The 17,476-nt window shown below is 41.5% G+C and carries 18 protein-coding genes and 1 pseudogene; 11 read left to right on the forward strand and 8 right to left on the reverse strand.

The features are described from left to right. Window positions 1–848 (forward strand): tetratricopeptide repeat protein (locus tag HWQ42_RS08645; RefSeq protein ID WP_292810998.1); only part of this gene is annotated, 848 nt, incomplete at its 5' end. Window positions 849–1,154: 306 nt separating this feature from the next. Here the strand turns inward: HWQ42_RS08645 and HWQ42_RS08650 are convergent. Next, window positions 1,155–1,583, reverse strand: coding sequence for a hypothetical protein (locus tag HWQ42_RS08650; RefSeq protein WP_292811000.1), 429 nt, complete (start codon window positions 1,581–1,583; stop codon window positions 1,155–1,157). Between the two features lie 38 nt (window positions 1,584–1,621). Then, the gene (locus tag HWQ42_RS08655; protein ID WP_292811002.1) at window positions 1,622–3,430 is read right to left on the reverse strand and encodes an ABC transporter ATP-binding protein; all 1,809 of its coding nucleotides are present in this window, start codon (window positions 3,428–3,430) and stop codon (window positions 1,622–1,624) included. A 187-nt stretch (window positions 3,431–3,617) separates the two neighbouring features. Between HWQ42_RS08655 and HWQ42_RS08660 the strand changes: the two genes are divergently transcribed. The 5 genes from HWQ42_RS08660 (at window position 3,618) to HWQ42_RS08680 (ending at window position 8,518) form a co-directional block, all read left to right on the forward strand. Continuing rightward, window positions 3,618–4,466, forward strand: a complete 849-nt coding sequence (locus HWQ42_RS08660; RefSeq protein WP_292811004.1) for a prohibitin family protein — start codon at window positions 3,618–3,620, stop codon at window positions 4,464–4,466. A 178-nt stretch (window positions 4,467–4,644) separates the two neighbouring features. Continuing rightward, on the forward strand, window positions 4,645–5,061 hold the full coding sequence (locus HWQ42_RS08665; protein WP_292811006.1) for a DUF1824 family protein: 417 nt from the start codon (window positions 4,645–4,647) through the stop codon (window positions 5,059–5,061). A gap of 71 nt (window positions 5,062–5,132) precedes the next feature. Next, a complete protein-coding gene (locus HWQ42_RS08670; RefSeq protein ID WP_292811008.1) occupies window positions 5,133–7,061 on the forward strand; it encodes an ABC-F family ATP-binding cassette domain-containing protein in 1,929 nt (642 codons plus the stop codon). Between the two features lie 724 nt (window positions 7,062–7,785). Continuing rightward, on the forward strand, window positions 7,786–8,040 hold the full coding sequence (locus HWQ42_RS08675; RefSeq protein ID WP_292740757.1) for a UPF0175 family protein: 255 nt from the start codon (window positions 7,786–7,788) through the stop codon (window positions 8,038–8,040). Then, a complete protein-coding gene (locus HWQ42_RS08680; protein ID WP_292811010.1) occupies window positions 8,033–8,518 on the forward strand; it encodes a DUF3368 domain-containing protein in 486 nt (161 codons plus the stop codon). The genes HWQ42_RS08675 and HWQ42_RS08680 overlap by 8 nt, the downstream gene beginning before the upstream one ends. Before the next feature lie 103 nt (window positions 8,519–8,621). Here HWQ42_RS08680 and HWQ42_RS08685 read toward each other — a convergent pair whose 3' ends face one another. Together HWQ42_RS08685 and HWQ42_RS08690 are read right to left on the reverse strand one after the other, a co-directional pair. Beyond that, window positions 8,622–8,885 (reverse strand): type II toxin-antitoxin system RelE/ParE family toxin, encoded by a 264-nt coding sequence (locus HWQ42_RS08685; RefSeq protein WP_292811012.1) that lies wholly within the window; start codon window positions 8,883–8,885, stop codon window positions 8,622–8,624. Beyond that, window positions 8,885–9,130, reverse strand: a complete 246-nt coding sequence (locus HWQ42_RS08690) for a hypothetical protein (RefSeq protein WP_292740763.1) — start codon at window positions 9,128–9,130, stop codon at window positions 8,885–8,887. The genes HWQ42_RS08685 and HWQ42_RS08690 overlap by 1 nt, the downstream gene beginning before the upstream one ends. 667 nt (window positions 9,131–9,797) lie before the next feature. On the opposite strand from HWQ42_RS08690, the gene HWQ42_RS08695 reads away from it, so the two are divergent. The 4 genes from HWQ42_RS08695 to HWQ42_RS08710 all read left to right on the forward strand — a co-directional run bounded on the left by HWQ42_RS08695 (window position 9,798) and on the right by HWQ42_RS08710 (window position 12,813). Beyond that, the gene (locus HWQ42_RS08695) at window positions 9,798–10,193 is read left to right on the forward strand and encodes a hypothetical protein (RefSeq protein WP_292811014.1); all 396 of its coding nucleotides are present in this window, start codon (window positions 9,798–9,800) and stop codon (window positions 10,191–10,193) included. Window positions 10,194–10,513: 320 nt separating this feature from the next. Further along, a complete protein-coding gene (locus HWQ42_RS08700) occupies window positions 10,514–11,272 on the forward strand; it encodes an ATP-binding cassette domain-containing protein (RefSeq protein ID WP_292740923.1) in 759 nt (252 codons plus the stop codon). Continuing rightward, on the forward strand, window positions 11,269–11,901 hold the full coding sequence (locus HWQ42_RS08705; protein WP_292811016.1) for an ABC transporter permease: 633 nt from the start codon (window positions 11,269–11,271) through the stop codon (window positions 11,899–11,901). Before HWQ42_RS08700 ends, HWQ42_RS08705 begins: the two co-directional genes overlap by 4 nt. 3 nt (window positions 11,902–11,904) lie before the next feature. Further along, window positions 11,905–12,813, forward strand: coding sequence for a glycine betaine ABC transporter substrate-binding protein (locus HWQ42_RS08710; RefSeq protein WP_292740773.1), 909 nt, complete (start codon window positions 11,905–11,907; stop codon window positions 12,811–12,813). Window positions 12,814–12,918: 105 nt separating this feature from the next. Here HWQ42_RS08710 and HWQ42_RS08715 read toward each other — a convergent pair whose 3' ends face one another. Together HWQ42_RS08715 and HWQ42_RS08720 are read right to left on the reverse strand one after the other, a co-directional pair. Further along, window positions 12,919–13,548, reverse strand: coding sequence for a Uma2 family endonuclease (locus HWQ42_RS08715; protein WP_292740775.1), 630 nt, complete (start codon window positions 13,546–13,548; stop codon window positions 12,919–12,921). Between the two features lie 136 nt (window positions 13,549–13,684). Continuing rightward, on the reverse strand, window positions 13,685–14,416 hold the full coding sequence (locus tag HWQ42_RS08720) for a phytochelatin synthase family protein (protein ID WP_292740779.1): 732 nt from the start codon (window positions 14,414–14,416) through the stop codon (window positions 13,685–13,687). Between the two features lie 100 nt (window positions 14,417–14,516). Here HWQ42_RS08720 and ggt point away from each other — a divergent pair, with 100 nt between their 5' ends. After that, window positions 14,517–16,289, forward strand: a complete 1,773-nt coding sequence (ggt, locus tag HWQ42_RS08725) for a gamma-glutamyltransferase (protein ID WP_292740781.1) — start codon at window positions 14,517–14,519, stop codon at window positions 16,287–16,289. 62 nt (window positions 16,290–16,351) lie between these two features. Here the strand turns inward: ggt and HWQ42_RS08730 are convergent, their stop codons facing one another. Together HWQ42_RS08730 and HWQ42_RS08735 are read right to left on the reverse strand one after the other, a co-directional pair. Then, the gene (locus HWQ42_RS08730) at window positions 16,352–16,615 is read right to left on the reverse strand and encodes a hypothetical protein (RefSeq protein WP_292811018.1); all 264 of its coding nucleotides are present in this window, start codon (window positions 16,613–16,615) and stop codon (window positions 16,352–16,354) included. Window positions 16,616–17,142: 527 nt separating this feature from the next. Continuing rightward, window positions 17,143–17,421, reverse strand: a pseudogene (locus HWQ42_RS08735) (DUF1802 family protein); the annotation flags it as partial. Between the last annotated feature and the right edge of the window lie 55 nt (window positions 17,422–17,476).

Below are 17,476 nucleotides of genomic sequence, written 5' to 3' on the forward strand. Positions count from 1 at the left end.
TCAGGCGCAAGCTGCTGGGTGAAGAACATCTAGATGTTGCCACTAGCCTCAACAATCTAGCAGCACTCTACGATTCCCAAGGCAGATACAGCCAAGCTGAACCCCTGTACCAAAAAGTTTTAACACTCAGGCGCAAGCTGCTGGGTGAAGAACATCTAGATGTTGCCACTAGCCTCAACAACCTAGCCGGACTCTACTGTTCCCAAGGTAGATACAGCCAAGCTGAACCTCTGCACCAAGAGGCTTTAGCACTCAGGTGCAAATTGCTAGGCGAAAAACATCCTTATGTCGCCTTGAGCCTCAACAACCTAGCGGAACTCTACCGTTCTCAAGGTAAATACAGCGAAGCCGAACGTCTGCACCAACAAGCTTTGGCACTTAGGCGCAAGTTGCTGGGAGAGGAACATCCAGATATCGCCACTAGCCTCAATAACCTAGCTTTACTCTACGATTCCCAAGGTAGATACAGCGAAGCCGAACCTCTGCACCAACAAACTTTGGCACTTAGGCGCAAGCTGCTGGGTGAAGAACATCCAGATGTCGCCTCTAGCCTTAACAACCTAGCGGGACTCTACTGTTCCCAAGGCAGATACAGCGAAGCTGAACCTCTGTACCAACAAGCTTTAGCACTCTGGTGCAAGCTGCTAGGTGAAGAACATCCTTATGTTGCCACTAGCCTCAACAACCTAGCGAGACTCAACTATTCCCAAGGCAAATACAGCGAAGCTGAACCTTTGTACATTCAAGCATTAGATATTTTTGAGCAACGGTTAGGAATAAATCATCCTAATACTGTGACTGTGCGTAAAAATTTAGCAGATTTACGCGAGCGCCTCACTTCACAATAGCAAAATTCATGTTCCCAACCTCATCAATCAAGCTTTGATCTCCAAGTTTCGTGTTCTGAACTCGAAGTTTCATCTTTCAAACAAGAACGTTTCTGTTTCAAGTGAGAACGTTCCTGTTTTAAACGAGAATGTTCTTGTTCCAGATGAGAACGTTCTTGTTTTCAATGATAATATTCTTGTTCCAAACCAGAGCGTTCTTGTTCTGAAGTGAAATGATGGTGTTGTGAGGGCGATCGCTCTTGTTCAGAGTGTAAAATGAGGTGCAATCTACCAAATATTACTAAACTACCGCGCAATATATGCAAGTTAAAAAACAATCTCCTCGCTCATCCTCTCTTCCAGCACATCCAATAACCCGTCTACATCCTTCCCAACTTGCTCAAAACAAATCGGTGGCGCTGGTTCCGGTGCAAACTGAATTAACTTAATTTCCCCCTTCCCAATCCCAATCATCACAACTTCCACATCCGGTTTGTGATTCTCCACAATCCCCAAAATTTCCTGAAGCCGATTTTCAACTCTAATATTTAAATTCTCTATCTGCTTTTTCGGACAATAAACAAAATGCGGTGTTGGTTGCAAATCAATACCAACAGTACCCTGACTGTCACCATTTGCTAACCACAATCCCCAAAACAGCGCCGCCAATTCCTGCTGATTTGCTTTGACAAACTTATCCAACTGGCGACGCCACTTAGTATCACCTGATTCTGGTTGACTATTACCAAAAAACATAAATAATTCGTAATGAAGACACAGACAATAGGCGAAACTTATCTCAAACCTGACTGTACACGCCAGAGGCCGGAATAAATACCGTCTTTCTCCAGCAATTGCTCATGGGTTCCCGACTCTACTAATTTCCCATGTTCCATGACATAAATGCAATCGGCATTGCGGATGGTGGAAAGACGATGAGCGATCGCAATTGTAGTTCTATCTACTGTAATCCGTTCTAGCGATCGCTGGATAGCCGCTTCTGTCTCATTATCCACCGCCGAGGTAGCTTCATCTAAAATCAGAATAGGCGGATTTTTTAAGACTGCGCGTGCGATCGCAATCCGTTGTCTTTGTCCACCAGATAACTTTTGTCCTCTTTCCCCCACAATTGTCTCATAACCTTCGGGCAATTCAACAATAAATTCGTGCGCCTCGGCTATCTTCGCTGCCGTGATGATTTCTTGCTCTGTAGTCTCAAAGCTACCATAGGCAATATTCTCTGCTACAGTGCCATGAAATAGAAACACATCTTGACTCACCAAACCGATGCAGCGCCGTAAATCTTTTAAATTCAAAGTTTGCAAGTCAATACCATCGACAGTAATATTTCCAGCTTGCACTTCGTATAACCGTAACAAGAGTTTGACTAAAGTGCTTTTACCAGAACCAGTAGAACCGACAATTGCAATGGTTTTCCCTGCCGGAATATCCAAAGACAGATTTTTAATTACTGGAAATCTATCTTTATAGGCAAAATAAACATTGTTAAATTGAACTTCACCGCGTACTTCATCCACAGGTAAAGCTACATCACCTGTATGAATGGCGATAGGAGTATCCAATAAATTCATGACTCGATTAGTAGAAGCCATTGCCCTTTGATATTGGTCAAATGTTTCACCTAATCTAGTTAAAGGCCACAGCAAACGCTGAATTAAAAACACTAATACGCTGTAAGTACCTACAGACATGGCTCCAGAAACTGCTGCCATTCCGCCATATAAAAGTAATGCCGTGAACCCCACCAAAATCAGCATCCGAATTAGCGGGACAAAAGCAGCAGAAAGAGTAATTGCCTTAGAATTACTGTGGCGATAAGCGTCACTATCTAATTCCAAACGAGAGGCTTCATAAGCTTCAGATGTGAAGCTTTTAATAGTAGTAATTCCGCTGATATTATTTGACAACCGCGAATTGAGAAAACCCACCTTTTCGCGGACATCAGCGTAGCGAGGTGCAAGTAGTCGTTGATAGGCAAAAGAACCCCAGAGAATGAATGGCATCGGTGACAAAGCCATCCACGCTACACTAGGAGCCAGAATAAAGAAAGCAGCGCCAATAATTAGAACAGTTGCAGAAACTTGAATGATATCATTTGCGCCTCCATCCAAAAACCGCTCTAATTGGTTAATATCATCACTGAGGATAGACATTAAACCGCCAGTGCTGCGTTCTTCAAAATAAGCCAATTCCAACTCTTGCAAATGTTTGTATGCATCCAAACGCAAGTCATGCTGAATATTCTGAGCCAAATTCCGCCAAAGTCGAGCGTAGGCGTACTCAAAAACCGATTCTAGTATCCAAATGACCACAGTCAGGAAGGAAATAATCAAAAATTGTTGAAAGACATCCCGCACCCCTAACTGTGCAATTATGGAATCCTGTTGCTTGACTACCACATCCACCGCCACGCCAATTAAGCCGGGTGGTGCTAAGTCGAAAAATTTATTGAGGGTAGAATAAGTAGTCGCCAGCCAAATTTGTTTACGATACTGGTGTCCATACTCAAGCAAACGCTGGAGAGGATGCGCTGAATGTTTACGCCTTCTTGATGCCCGATGAGATTTTAATGCAGTAGCCACGGCTTTTTGCGATTTCGTGTCACTGATATTACCACGGAACAAAGTCTTGAGTCCTAAGTCCTGAGTCTGAAGATTGATTCAGACAGACTAGTGAGAAACTAGTAACTGAGTTTATTCAAGGAGTGGGGGGCAGGGGAGCAGGGGGAGAATAAGAAATGACAAATAACTAAATATTGGAGAGAGGAATTTGAAAAATCAGCAATTTGGTAATTGGCAAACCACAGTTTTGGGAATTGTGTTAGCAATACTAGCGATTATTGGGCTAAATTCCTTTATCATTATTAACCCAGGACAAGCAGGAGTAATCAGCATCTTGGGTAAAGCCAGAGATGGCGCTTTATTGGAAGGTATTCACGTGAAACCGCCTTTTATCACTGTGATAGATGTGTATGATTTGACGGTGCAAAAATTTGAAGTACCAGCGGAAAGTTCCACTAAAGATTTGCAAAATTTATCTGCGAGATTTGCAATTAACTTTCGCCTCGATCCGATAAAGGTAGTTGAAGTTAGAAGAAAACAAGGAACATTAGAGAATATTGTATCAAAAATCATTGCTCCTCAGACACAAGAAGCATTTAAAATTGCCGCAGCTAGAAGAACAGTAGAAGAAGCGATTACTAAACGAAGTGAATTGAAAGAAGACTTCGATCAAGCATTAGGCGATCGCTTAGATAAATATGGGATAATTGTATTAGATACTAGTGTAGTTGATTTAGCATTCTCGCCAGAATTTGCCAGAGCAGTTGAAGAAAAACAAATTGCTGAACAACGGGCGCAAAGAGCCGTTTACGTAGCACGTGAAGCTGAACAAGAAGCACAAGCAGACATTAATCGTGCCAAAGGTAGGGCAGAAGCTCAAAGACTTTTAGCAGAGACACTCAAAGCCCAAGGAGGACAGTTGGTTCTGCAAAAAGAAGCCATTGAAGCTTGGAAGACTGGCGGCGCTCAGATGCCCAAAGTCCTGGTTATGGGTAATGACTCAAAAAATGGCGTACCCTTTATATTCAACCTTGGGAATGTCCAAAATCAACCGTAAAAGGGAAGTGGGCATGAGATAACAAGGTCTAAGATTATGGAATTTGCTCTGACCTCAGACAAATTCTACAATACATTGGACTATTTCCAATTCCAAACCTAAAATCCAAAATGGTATAAGTTGGGCTAGTCCCAACTCAAACACCCCAGAAAAACCAACCAGATAATAGTCGAAGTTTATGTCAACCCCCAATCCTCAAAATCTCACTGCCGAAGAAGCTAAAAAATTACTGAACAAATTCAACTGTCTAGACATTGCCCCTATCCTCAACTCATCAGAAAAAGTAGTAATTCGTAATGCCTTAATTTTGCTCGCCAAGCTTACTGATTACCAAATTTTAGGAATTTGTGCTGATACAGCAGAAGAAGGAATATTGGCAATGAAAACCTATTCTTTGGCTTTGGGTTATGAACCACCAAATAATTTGCTGACACCCGAAGTCCCAGTTTATATCAAATTAAATGGTAAAAATGGCTTGTGTTATCTTGATTCCTATGATGGACATCATCGTGGTGTATTAGTATCTTGCCAGTCTTATGACGAAGATGGAATCAACGAAATGTATGGACACCTTCCCTTGGACTTATTTGTATAGAATTCGGCAATGTAGGTAAGGAATTTGTCTTACCTACTCACTAATGAAAAAGAATTAATCACTTCAATCTTATGAGTATTATTACACTACAATCAGTAAAAAAAGACTTTGGCATCAAGGAAATTTTAAAAGATGCGAGCTTTAGCCTTGATGCTACCGATAAAGTTGGATTAATTGGTACTAACGGTTCTGGTAAATCAACCCTATTAAAAATGATCGCTGGGTTAGAATCCATTGATAGCGGTCAAATTTTAATCAACTCCGGTTCTAAAATCATCTACTTACCCCAGCAGCCAGATTTAGATGAAAATCACACAGTTTTAGAGCAAGTTTTCGCTGATAGTGGCGAACATACAGCTTTAGTACGCGAGTATGAAGAACTTTCTGATAAATTGGTTCACTATCCAGATGATAGCCAACTGATGTCTCGCCTTTCTGTGGTTATGCAACGGATGGATACGAGTGGTGCTTGGGAACTAGAAACAAATGCCAAAATCATCCTCACAAAATTAGGAATTTCTGACTTTGATGCCAAGATAAGTACTTTATCTGGAGGCTATCGCAAGCGCATTGCTTTAGCATCAGCCTTGCTATCAGAACCAGATGCTTTGCTCATGGATGAGCCAACAAACCATCTAGATGCTCTTTCTGTGGAATGGTTACAAAGTTATTTAAATCGCTATCGCGGCGCATTGTTTTTGATTACTCACGATCGCTACTTTCTAGATCGCGTTACCAACCGGATCGTGGAAATCGACCGAGGCGACATTTACACCTATACAGGTAACTATTCATATTACCTCGAAAAGAAAGCTTTAGCTGAAGAATCTGCTGTAAGTAGTCAACGTAAACACCAAGGCTTGTTGCGCCGCGAGTTGGAATGGCTCAAAAAAGGGCCGAAAGCCAGAAGTACCAAGCAAAAAGCGAGAATTGACCGCGCTCACGCTCTGCGGGATACTGAATTTAAACAAGTTCAGGGTAAAGTTGATATTTCGACAGTTGGTCGTCGCATTGGCAAAAAGGTTATTGAATTAGATAACGTTTCTAAGGCATATAATGGACGCACTCTGATTAATAATTTCACCTACGAATTTAGTCCAGAAGACCGCATCGGCATTATTGGCGCTAACGGTGCTGGTAAATCGACTTTAATGGATATAATTACTGGACGGGTTAAGCCAGATTCTGGCATTGCAGAAATTGGTACTACAGTTCACATCGGTTATTTTGACCAACATTCGGAAGAATTGCTCACAGCATTGAACGAAAATCAGCGCGTGATTGACTACATCAAAGAAGAAGGAGAATTTGTCAAAATTACCGATGGCACTCAAATTACTGCTTCCCAAATGTTGGAGCGGTTTTTGTTTCCTGGTAATCAGCAGTATGCCCCCATTAGTAAACTTTCGGGTGGGGAAAAACGCCGTTTATTTCTGTTGCGGGTTTTGATGGGTGCGCCCAATGTCTTAATTTTAGATGAACCGACAAACGATTTAGATGTTCAGACATTGGCAGTATTAGAGGATTATTTAGAAGACTTTGCCGGGTGTGTAATTGTAGTTTCTCACGATCGCTACTTTCTCGATCGCACCATTGACACAGTATTTTCCTTTGAGGAAGGCGGTAATCTGAGGCAATATCCAGGTAATTACTCGATTTATCTGGACTATAAGAAGGCTGAAGAGGCACAGCAGCAAGCTACTAACGCGAAGGAGAAGCCGAAAAATGCCGAAGTCCAAAATGGTGCGGCTTCACCCAAGGAGGTAGAGAATACCAAGCGGCGTAGGTTATCCAATTGGGAGAAAAAAGAATTTGAGCAGTTGGAAGGTAAAATTGCCGAGTTAGAGGCGGAGAAGGCGGAAACCGAGAAAACACTGGCGAATGTCTCACCGGGGAATTATAGCCAGGTGCAGAAATTATACGATCATGTGGAAAAGCTCAAGCACGCGATCGATGTGGCGACTGAACGCTGGTTAGAATTGGCAGAGATGGAGTCTTGAAATTACCAGCTAGTAAGCCACGGCGTAAATAAACTACTCATTTAACGTGAGTTCGACGAGTGCTATTTTGACCTCTCCCCCAGCCCCTCTCCTACGAGGAGAGGGGAGCAAAAACCCTATTTTCTCGTTACTCCTCCCTCGCCTTTTAGGAGAGGGAGGCTGGGAGGGAGAGGTCTGTCGAACTCACGTTCATTTAAAATCAATGAAATGCTTACACTGTATTCATTTTTAATTTTTAATTCCGCTTCGGGGTACTAGTGGGGTGGCAGGGTAAGCTCATCTAATTTGGTATGATATGAGTAGTTATATTTGCATTAGATGGTGAAGCAGCAACGGCAGAAATTGCCCGTGCAATTGTTGATGTGGCGCGATGGTGGAAATAATTCGTAATTCGTAATTTAAGAGAGTTAGATTTAACTTGCATCTGTAGCCTGATTTCAGTCAATTGGTATAAGGGGATGCAGGCTCTATAGTTTTAAGCGAAGTGCGATCGCCATTTACAGCTACTCAACCATCAAGCAGGTATCGAATTTACAAACTCTCTCTGGTGTCCATGAGTGGGCGATCGCAATTAGTCATAAAATCATCAGAGAAATTGTCTAGACTGTCAATGAGCGATCACCAGGGGTTATCTTTGGCTTTGTTCTCGTCTTTATTAATAATGGTAGTATTTGATTGTTATTATTGATCGCGCTATTGGCTCTCCATAAATAATACTGAATTTATGACCATACAAATTAACATTCAACTTCCAAATGATGCTTTTTCCGCACTCCGCACTAACCCAGAAACGTTTGTTCAAGAGATGCGTTTAGCGGCTGCTGTTAAATGGTATGAAGTTGGTACGCTTTCCCAATCTAAGGCTGCTGAAATTGCCGGAGTTAGCCGTCAGCAATTTTTAGAAGCACTCGATCGCTATAATGTCTCACCTTTTCAAGTAACTCCTGAAGAATTAGCCCAGGAGTTAGCGCGTGACTAGACAATGGGTTGTAAATGCTTCTCCATTGATTGTACTGACTAAAATTAACCAAGTTCATTTGCTATCAGAACTTTGTAGTCAAATTGTTATTCCTAGCGGTGTTGTTCAAGAAATCTGCATTGCACCGGATAATGACCCTGCAAAACTCTGGATTTTGAATGAAGGAACTAGCTATGTTCAAGATGTGGAACAAGTCGATCCAGTGATTGCTGCATGGGGTCTTGGTTTGGGAGAAAGTCACGTTCTCACCTGGATATATAACAATCCTGGCTATGAAGCAATTTTAGACGATCGCGCCGCAAAAACCGCAGCACTTGCTTTAGAGATTCCGGTGCGAGGAACTCTCGGTGTTATTCTACTTGCGAAACGGGAAGGTAAGGTAGAAGCCGCTAAACCGATTTTTGAGCAACTGATTCAGGTCGGTTTTAGAATCAGTACACAAGTTTTGGAGTCAGCACTTAGACTTGTTGATGAGTAGTGTATTAGATATGTAGATTTATCTTATGGGCAAATAGCGATCGCTTATATCGATCTTTTCTACAGAATACTAAGCGATCGCGTTGACCTTGAGCATCTCAAAACTAACTTTTTCTATAAACATCTTTTCGATGCTTGCACTGCAAAATTTGTACGAGTTGACTTTCATCATTAATCTCATAACGAACTCTATAATCACCAATCCGAATACGATACTCGTTATCAGAACCTTTTAACTTGACAATTCCATCGGGACGTGGTTCCAAAGCAAGATATTGGATTTTCTCAATAACACGCAGAGAAATATCATTTGGTAAGTTATCGATCTGCTTTTGTACCGACTTTGAAATAACGATCGCATAACTCATTATCTCTGCTCTGAGCGATTAGCAAGATATTCATCTATAGTCAAGGACTCACCATCTTTATACTCAGCGCGAACTGCTTCAATTTCTGCCAGTGTATCTGCATCGTCTTCGTACAACGCTTCTTCGGCTTCAAAAATTTGCTGCTCAATTAGCTCTTGAAGTTGACGTTTTTCTGTTAAATCAAGAGAAGATATTGCTTCTGCTAAAGTTTCTAAGGAGAGTTGTAATTTAACAATGGCTGGCATTTTTCTCCTATTGGGTGTATTATTTCGCATTTTGACACCATTATGCTGATTTTAACAGTTATATTTTTATCAAGCTGAAATATATTTTTATCAAGCTGAAAGTTTTTGAGTTGTGTTTCAGGACAAATGCATCTAAATTTCACGCTTGTGTGGTAAGGCGCAGCAATTGGATTTGTCTAAACTGCGATCGCTTATATCGATCTTTTCTACAGAATACTATGCGATCGCTTACAAGATTTTTGCCTACGTACTCCCCAACAATCGGGAGCAGCTTCGCAACTTATGGGAGCAACTTCACAACTTATAGGAGCAACTCCCCAATAATCGGGAGCAGGTTCGCGACTTACGGGAGCAGGTTCGCAACTTACGGGAGCAGGTTCGCAACTTATGGGAGCAGGTTCGCAACTTATGGGAGCAGGTTCGCGACTTACGGGAGCAGGTTCGCAACTTATGGGAGCAGCTTCGTAACTTGTGGGAGCAGTGTACCTTAAAGTTTTGATGAAGCTTAGACAATTATCTATATAAATACCAATATCTAGTAATAAAATTCCGAAAATTTACTGCTATTACTTGAAAAAATTATTACGAAAACTGCGAGTTTTGCTGAACCAGAATGCAGTTTAATTGAGGCAAACTAGCCTTATAATAATTTGAAAGGAGTAGTTTTATGTCTCGAAAAAAACGCACATCCCGTGTTTTAGAAAAAGCTCAGTTAAGATCGGCTGGACTGAAATCGATTGTTCCAAGCGTCAAATTTGATGAAGATTATAGTCTAGAAAAATTAGTTGAGTCAATCGACCAGTTACGCAACAAAATTGATGTTTATAATACTGCTCTGTCTGTAGTTGACTCTTCTAAAACTGAAATTGAAGAGATGGAAAAAAACTTGAGTCAGCTTTCTGAGAAGATGCTGATGGTGGTTGGTATCAAGTACGGCAAAGACAGCCGCGAATATGAGATGGCGGGTGGTGTTCGCTATAGCGATCGCATCCGCAAAATCAGGTCGAGTCGCTTAAAAAATGTTGCAGAACAAGCATCTGATGAAAATGCTAAAACTGCATAAAATGCAGGATAAGGCAAGAGACGCGATGAATCCCCGTCTCTACAATAATCATTCTTTTGTAGAGACGGCGATTTATCGCGTCTTTGAGAAATCCGGGAGAAATTGTTTCTTTAGAGTGTTGAAATAACTCAAACAGAACGCGATCGCTTTATTGGCATTAGTCGGTAAGTTGGGAAAATCTACACCCCCGAAAGCTTTAAATACTCCCTACTTTGGAGAAAATCGCCACTCAGATTAATTTTAGGAAAAGCAAATGGGCGTTAGCACGCTAGCAAAATCAGCACATAATACAATAGCTAGCGTCCCCCCAAAAGCCACTCATGCCGCAAAATAACCAAACCACCGTCGAATTTCGCGATGTCACTTTTAGCCGCAACCATCGCCCATTGGTGTCAAATCTCAACTTCACCATCCGTCAAGGAGAAGCACTGGTATTACTTGGGCGCAGTGGTAGCGGCAAAACCACCACAATGAAATTAATTAATCGCCTATTTACACCTACACAAGGCGAAGTTTTATTTGATGGTATTCCTACAACTCAATGGGATGAAATTAAACTGCGGCGAAAAATTGGTTACGTTATTCAAGAAATTGGTTTATTTCCCCATTTCACTGTCGAACGCAATGTGGGTTTAGTCCCGTCTTTGGAAGGGTGGCAACCGAAACAAATTAAAATGCGGGTTTATGAGTTGTTGCAATTGGTAGGCTTAGAACCAGCACAATTTGCCGGACGTTACCCGCACGAACTTTCGGGAGGACAACGGCAAAGAGTCGGGGTAGCGAGGGCTTTAGCAGCAGATCCGCCAGTGTTATTGATGGATGAACCCTTTGGCGCACTCGATCCAATTACGCGGCTAGAACTGCAACAAGAGTTTCGGCATTTGCAGCAAGAGTTAGGTAAAACAGTTGTGTTTGTCACTCACGATATTCAAGAAGCCTTAGTTTTAGCATCGAGAATTGGTTTAATGTCTGGCGGAGAATTGATAGTATTGGGGACGACAGATGAATTTATGCGATCGCAACACCCAGAAAGCCTCGCCTTTCTTCAATGTCTGCGTTCCCTGCAAGATACTTTATGAAAAATTTCTTCCTCGTTAAGTATGCCCCAGAAATTCTTCAGCATACTCTAGAACATCTATTTTTGGTAGGCATTGCCATTGGAATTGCCATACTTGTAGGCATTCCTTTAGGTATTTTGATTACACGTAAAACCTATCTCCGCCAACCAATTCTCGGCATAGCAAATATTTTTCAAACTATTCCTAGTTTGGCGCTGTTTGGCTTACTCATTCCTGTTCCCATAATTGGCGGAATTGGCGCAGTACCAGCAATTGTTGCTCTGACTGTATATTCCTTGCTGCCGATAATTCGTAACACTTACACGGGTATTACTGGCGTAGATCCAGCGATTCGAGAAGCTGGGAGAGGCATGGGAATGACAGATAGACAATTATTGTTGCAAGTTGAGATTCCCTTAGCACTAGGAGTCATTTTGGCAGGAGTGCGAGTAGCAACAGTCATTGCCATTGGTATTGCAACTATTGCAGCCGCAATTGGGGCAGGTGGTTTAGGAGTGTTTATTTTTCGCGGCATATCAGTAGTGAACAATCAGTTAATTTTAGCTGGTGCAGTTCCGGCGGCGGCAATTGCATTACTAGCTGACTTCGCAATTGGCTTGATGGAGAATAAATTAAAAATTAAAACTTAAGTAATGAAAAGATTTTTGGCATTGTGCTTTTTAACTTTTGCTTTGTTACTGGTAATTGCTGGCTGCACGGGGAATATCAATAGTAATAACGATGCTAATATAGTTGTTGCTTCCAAAGATTTTACCGAACAAGATATCTTAGGTGAATTGTTAGCACAGCAAATCGAGGCAACAACTAATTTAAAAGTAGCTCGTCGTCCCCGTTTAGGTGGTTCATTTGTTTGTCATAATGCTATAAAGGCTGGTATAATTGATGCTTATATTGAGTATACAGGCACAGCTTTGACTGCAATTTTAAAGCAAAAACCAGTTAATAACTCCAAAGAAGTTTACGAAAAAATAAAACAAATATATGCCCAGCAATTCAATCTGGAAGTGATGCCTAGCTTGGGTTTTGAAAATACTTTTGCGATGATTATTCGGGGTGAAGATGCCAAACGCAACAATATTCAAACTCTCTCCGAAGCTACTCAATATACACCGCAGTGGCGTGGCGGTTTCGGCTACGAATTTTTAGAACGGGAAGATGGTTTCCCAGGATTAGCTAAAGCTTACGATTTACGTTTTGCTAAACCACCCCAAATTATGGACTTGGGTTTAATATATCGTGCTTTGATTCAAAAACAGGTGGATATGGTGGCGGGTAATTCCACTGATGGGCAAATTTCTCGCTTGGGTTTAGTTGTACTCAAGGATGATAAACATTATTTTCCACCTTACGAAACTGTGCCAATTGTCCGACAAGAAATCTTAAAAAAATATCCCCAATTAAGAACAGCGATCGCTTCCCTCGCTGGAAAGATTTCGGCAGATGAAATGCGACAGTTAAACTATTTAGTTGAGGGAGAATTACGTGATATTAAAGATGTTGTCCAGGAGTTTCGGAAATCGAAGGGATTAAATAATTCGTAATTAAGGGTTAGCGGAACGCACCCTACTAGTCTGTCAAGTTTTAAGAGTTTGTAGTAAGAACTTTAGTCCTTACTACAAACTCTTAAAACTACGTTAGACATTGTACTAATGTTGTCCATGCAAAAAATTCTTTAACCACCTAATGACTTCACTTGTTGTTTGCTCATTGGCCATTTGGAGACATTGCTGTACAATTTCTCTGACGTTAGGTAAGTAGCTGCTTTCTGTAAGCACATAACTTTCTTCCTGCAACCGATAAATTAATAACAGATTACTCTTTAATATCCAAACTTCTGGCACTCGATAAGGCAAGAAATCATTAATATCGGTGTAGCTTCTCACATCTATTTCAATTGCTAAATCTGGTGGTGGATCTGACTCCCAATCAATTCTTTTTTTGCCTACTACTGCTCTGCAATTTTCAATGTAAAAGCAAAAGTCTGGTTCAATACCACTAATCTCTGGCAAGCTCATGGTGATGGGCGTAAATGACTCATATATGCGGTTTAAATGGTCAAGTATAGCTATTACTATCAATGCCAACAAACTCGCATCTCTTCCATGCTCTGGTAGCGGTGCCATCAGCAAAATTTCTCCTCTGCGATATTTAATGCGAGGTGAGGAGCGATCGCCTAGTTGCTGACTCAATACTTGATAGTCTTTCCAATTTCCCAAAAGCTTCAACACCGCGCCAGGTGGTAACTCGATTCTTTCTGGTGTAATTACGGTATCCATAATTAGCTCACATTTTAGATATTGGCGTAGAAGCGTTAGCGTAGTCTCTCGTAGAGAAGCGGCTTGTCGCCAGGCATCGCATTACATGGAGGATAAGCGATCGCCGGATTCATAAATCCAATGAACAGATTGTTAATCAAAGGCTTTTGCTTACAAATACAAAGCCGCGGCTTTTCTTTGATGAAGGATCGTTTGTAAGCATTGCTTTCCATAAATCTGTTGTTTTTACCCAAACTGGTGGATACTTGTAACGAGAAACATCAAGAATTAAAAATCTATCCGTTTGCTCATTATATGCCGCTACAGGAGAAATATGTCCGCCTTTCTCTTGACCAATTTCTTTGCGTAAATAGTTTACTAAAATGAAATTTTGCGGTTGTTTTAAATTTTCTGCTGCTTGTTTGCGGAACTCTTCTAAACTAGTGTCGGCAGCGTGGTAAACATTAACTTTAACGCCATAACTAGCTAGTAATTGCCCTAACTGATCTAGAGTCATACCTTCGCGAGACACAGCTTCGGGAGTTAGCACTTTTTTTGTATTATCATTACTAAAAAAGTTTTCTTGAGTAAATACTCGATATGGCTTGTATTGTGGTACTTCTGGTGCTGAAATTTTTAGACTATTCAGTACCATAACCATACTAGCAACACCACAATATGCCTGATTATTTTGAGTGGTGAATTGCATACTCAACGGAAAGAAGTCTTCATTGGACTTACTCTCAAATAATAATTTTTCACCTTCAGGTGTATTAAAACCAACTAAATTAGAGGATAGCGGTAATGTTTGAGAGAGAACGCTTCCACTAGAGATACATAATCCTATAGTTAAAGCTTTAAAAAATGTTTTACTTATTTTTCGCAACATAGCATTTATAAGTAATGTAAAATTTTCAAATCAGCTTGTATTAATAATCTCACACCATGATGCTAGACAAATATAAAATTTTAGGAGAAATTGTATAAAAATGCTTACTGTTGCTAAACCCAAGCGAGTTGCCAGCGCAATTTTTTCTTTCACCATCTTACTTTACAGCCAAGTCGCATCAGCCGCCTTAACTTTACCTTTACGCAGCAAGAAGGGAATGGTAGTTTCAGCCCATCCCCTAGCAAGTGAAGCGGGAATTTTGATGTTACGCAAAGGTGGGAACGCAGTCGATGCAGCTGTAGCCACAACCTTTGCACTTTCTGTAGTTGAGCCTTTTTCAGCCGGAATCGGTGGCGGCGGATTTTTACTGATGCACTCTGAGAAAACTGGCGACATGAAAGCGCTAGATTTCCGCGAACGCGCACCCCTGAAAGCTACAAGAAATATGTATTTAGATGCAGCAGGCAAGGTGTCTCCGAATGCAAGTATTAATGGTTATTTGGCAGTCGGGACACCAGGAACGGTAGCGGGACTTTATGAAGTGCATCGTCGCTATGGTAAGCTTTCTTGGCGAGAGGTAATGAAACCTGCGATCGCACTCGCTAAAGATGGTTTTATTCTTAGCGATATGGTAACTTGGCGTTCTCTGCAAGCAAACGATCCCCGCAAGCAAGTAGTTCTCAACAATCCAGCCGCGCGGGAAATTTTCACTCGTAATGGTGAATTTTACCAACCAGGGGAGAAGTTAGTGCAGCGTGATTTGGCACGCACTCTAACAGCAATTGCCGAAAATCCCCAAAGTTTTTACACCGGAAGTATTGCTCGTGCGATCGCTTCTGATATGGTAAAAAATGGTGGTTTAATTTCTCTCGAAGACCTAAAAGCCTACAAACCAATCTGGCGCACTCCCGTTTGTGGCAATTTCCGCAAAGCTAAAATTTGCTCAATGCCACCACCATCATCAGGAGGCGTTCACCTATTGCAGATTTTAAATATTATCGGTGACACCGATCTAAAATCTTTGGGATGGCATCATCCAGACGCAATACATTTAATGGTAGAAGCAATGAAGATTGCTTACAGCGATCGCTCAAAATATTTAGGCGATCCTGATTTTGTCAAAGTCCCTGTACAAGAACTCCTCAGTCCAGCTTACGCCAAAAAACGCCGTCAAGAAATTAATATGCAAATGGCTCGACCCTCCACTGAAGTCAAGCCAGGAGATTTAAATTCAAAATGTCTGCGTCTTCCCTCATCTTCCCCTGCCTCATCCCCTTGTCTTCCCCATGAATCTCTCCAAACCACTCATCTGACTGTTGTGGATGAAGAACACAACGCCGTAAGTCTGACTTTCACGATTAACCTCATTTTTGGTGCTGGTATTGTGACACCGGGAACTGGAATTGTTCTCAACAATGAGATGGATGATTTTGCCGCTGCGCCAGGAGTGCCTAATGCTTTTGGTTTAGTTGGTAACGATGCGAATAGTATTGCACCCCGTAAAACTCCCCTATCCAGTATGACTCCCACAATTGTCACAGAAAATGGTCATTTTCGGATGGCAGCAGGCGCGCCTGGTGGTAGCACCATCATCACCCAGGTTTTGCAAGTAATCCTGAATGTGCTGGAATACAACATGGATGTTGGTGCGGCTGTTTCTGTTCCACGCATACATCATCAATGGCTGCCAGATGAGTTGCGCGTAGAATCCTGGGGCTTGGATGCTTTGACTTTGCAAGACTTACGCCGTCGGGGGCACAAAATAAAAGAAACTACTCCTTGGGGTAATGGTAACGCGATCGCTGTTACATCTGATGGAACTTTAGAAGGAGCCGCCGATCCTCGCGGTGAAGGTTCCCCCAGAGGTTTGTGAGGGAGTAAGACACTAGGGAAACGCAGGGACGCAAAAAATAACTAATGACAAATGACTAATAACTATTGATTTTGGATTGTTGACTCTGCGTAGCTGTTGCTGCCAAACTCGTTTGCCCGTGCGCTAGGTACTAGTGTCCAACCTGCTTTCAAAAGTTTTTGATAAGTTGCCCAACCTTTAGAACCACCTGGTATTTGATAATCTGGGACTGAAAAATGTCCAAAAGCTGTGTAAGGACGCCAGGGTTGATTGGGTTCTGTCTGCAAATACAAAATTTTCTCTCCGTCGCCACCAGACTTAGATAACCAGCACATTTGTCGATGCATTGCAAACTCCTTTGCTTTTCGCTAATTATGCATAATAGCTGATCTTTGTCAAGCTCATTATCACCCTTGGGGATAATCTTTGCCTAATACTTTAGACAAAATGTAATTAAGTTCTATCCACTACAGGATAATTGCTTAACAACTCATAGCCTGGAAGACAGCTGTTAAAGGGACATAAAGATAAACAACTTTGCCTCACCTTGTTTATTAGGTGAGATTTTTCCCATGTTATCCGCGTTTTTTGCGATCGTGTGTAACAATCACTACTGTTTTGACTGAGGATCGCAATCAGACTATTTGTTTTTCTGCTTAGATATATAAGCGCAGATTCTGGAAGTTAGTTATAAAGCAATACGCTTGGGTTATAAAAAATTGTAGCCCCGGAAATGTTGGCTTTCGTTCCTTAACCGAAGCTAATATTAGAGTATAAATAAAATTAATTATAGGGTGGAATAGCACTTACTTAAGCTAGATTTAGATACCCGATTTCTTCAAAAAGTCGGGTATCTAGACAGCAATTTCGGTTATTAGAAGGATGGAGCATACAACTTATCGCCGACAATCTGGCGAATTGTCTCTACTAGTTGGCTGTATGCAAAGTTAGATAAAACTGGTTGTGCTGTTTCCAAGTGAATCGATTGATCTAAATCAATCCATGACTTGCAGCCAGCGTATTTGGCGTAATAGGGAATTTCTAGCTCTTGGGATAGTTTATATGTCCGCAGCAGCAGAATATAAAGGGGTTGACGTGCTTTCCATTTGAGGCGATCGCTAATAAAATGCTCGTTCCAAATATGGAAGGGGAGTGTGCGATTCGTTGCTTAGTGAATCACGGTAATCAGCCCGTACATAACTAAGCCA

It is taken from the genome of Nostoc sp. JL23, from assembly GCF_017115065.1.
Taxonomy (GTDB): domain Bacteria; phylum Cyanobacteriota; class Cyanobacteriia; order Cyanobacteriales; family Nostocaceae; genus Nostoc; species Nostoc punctiforme_A.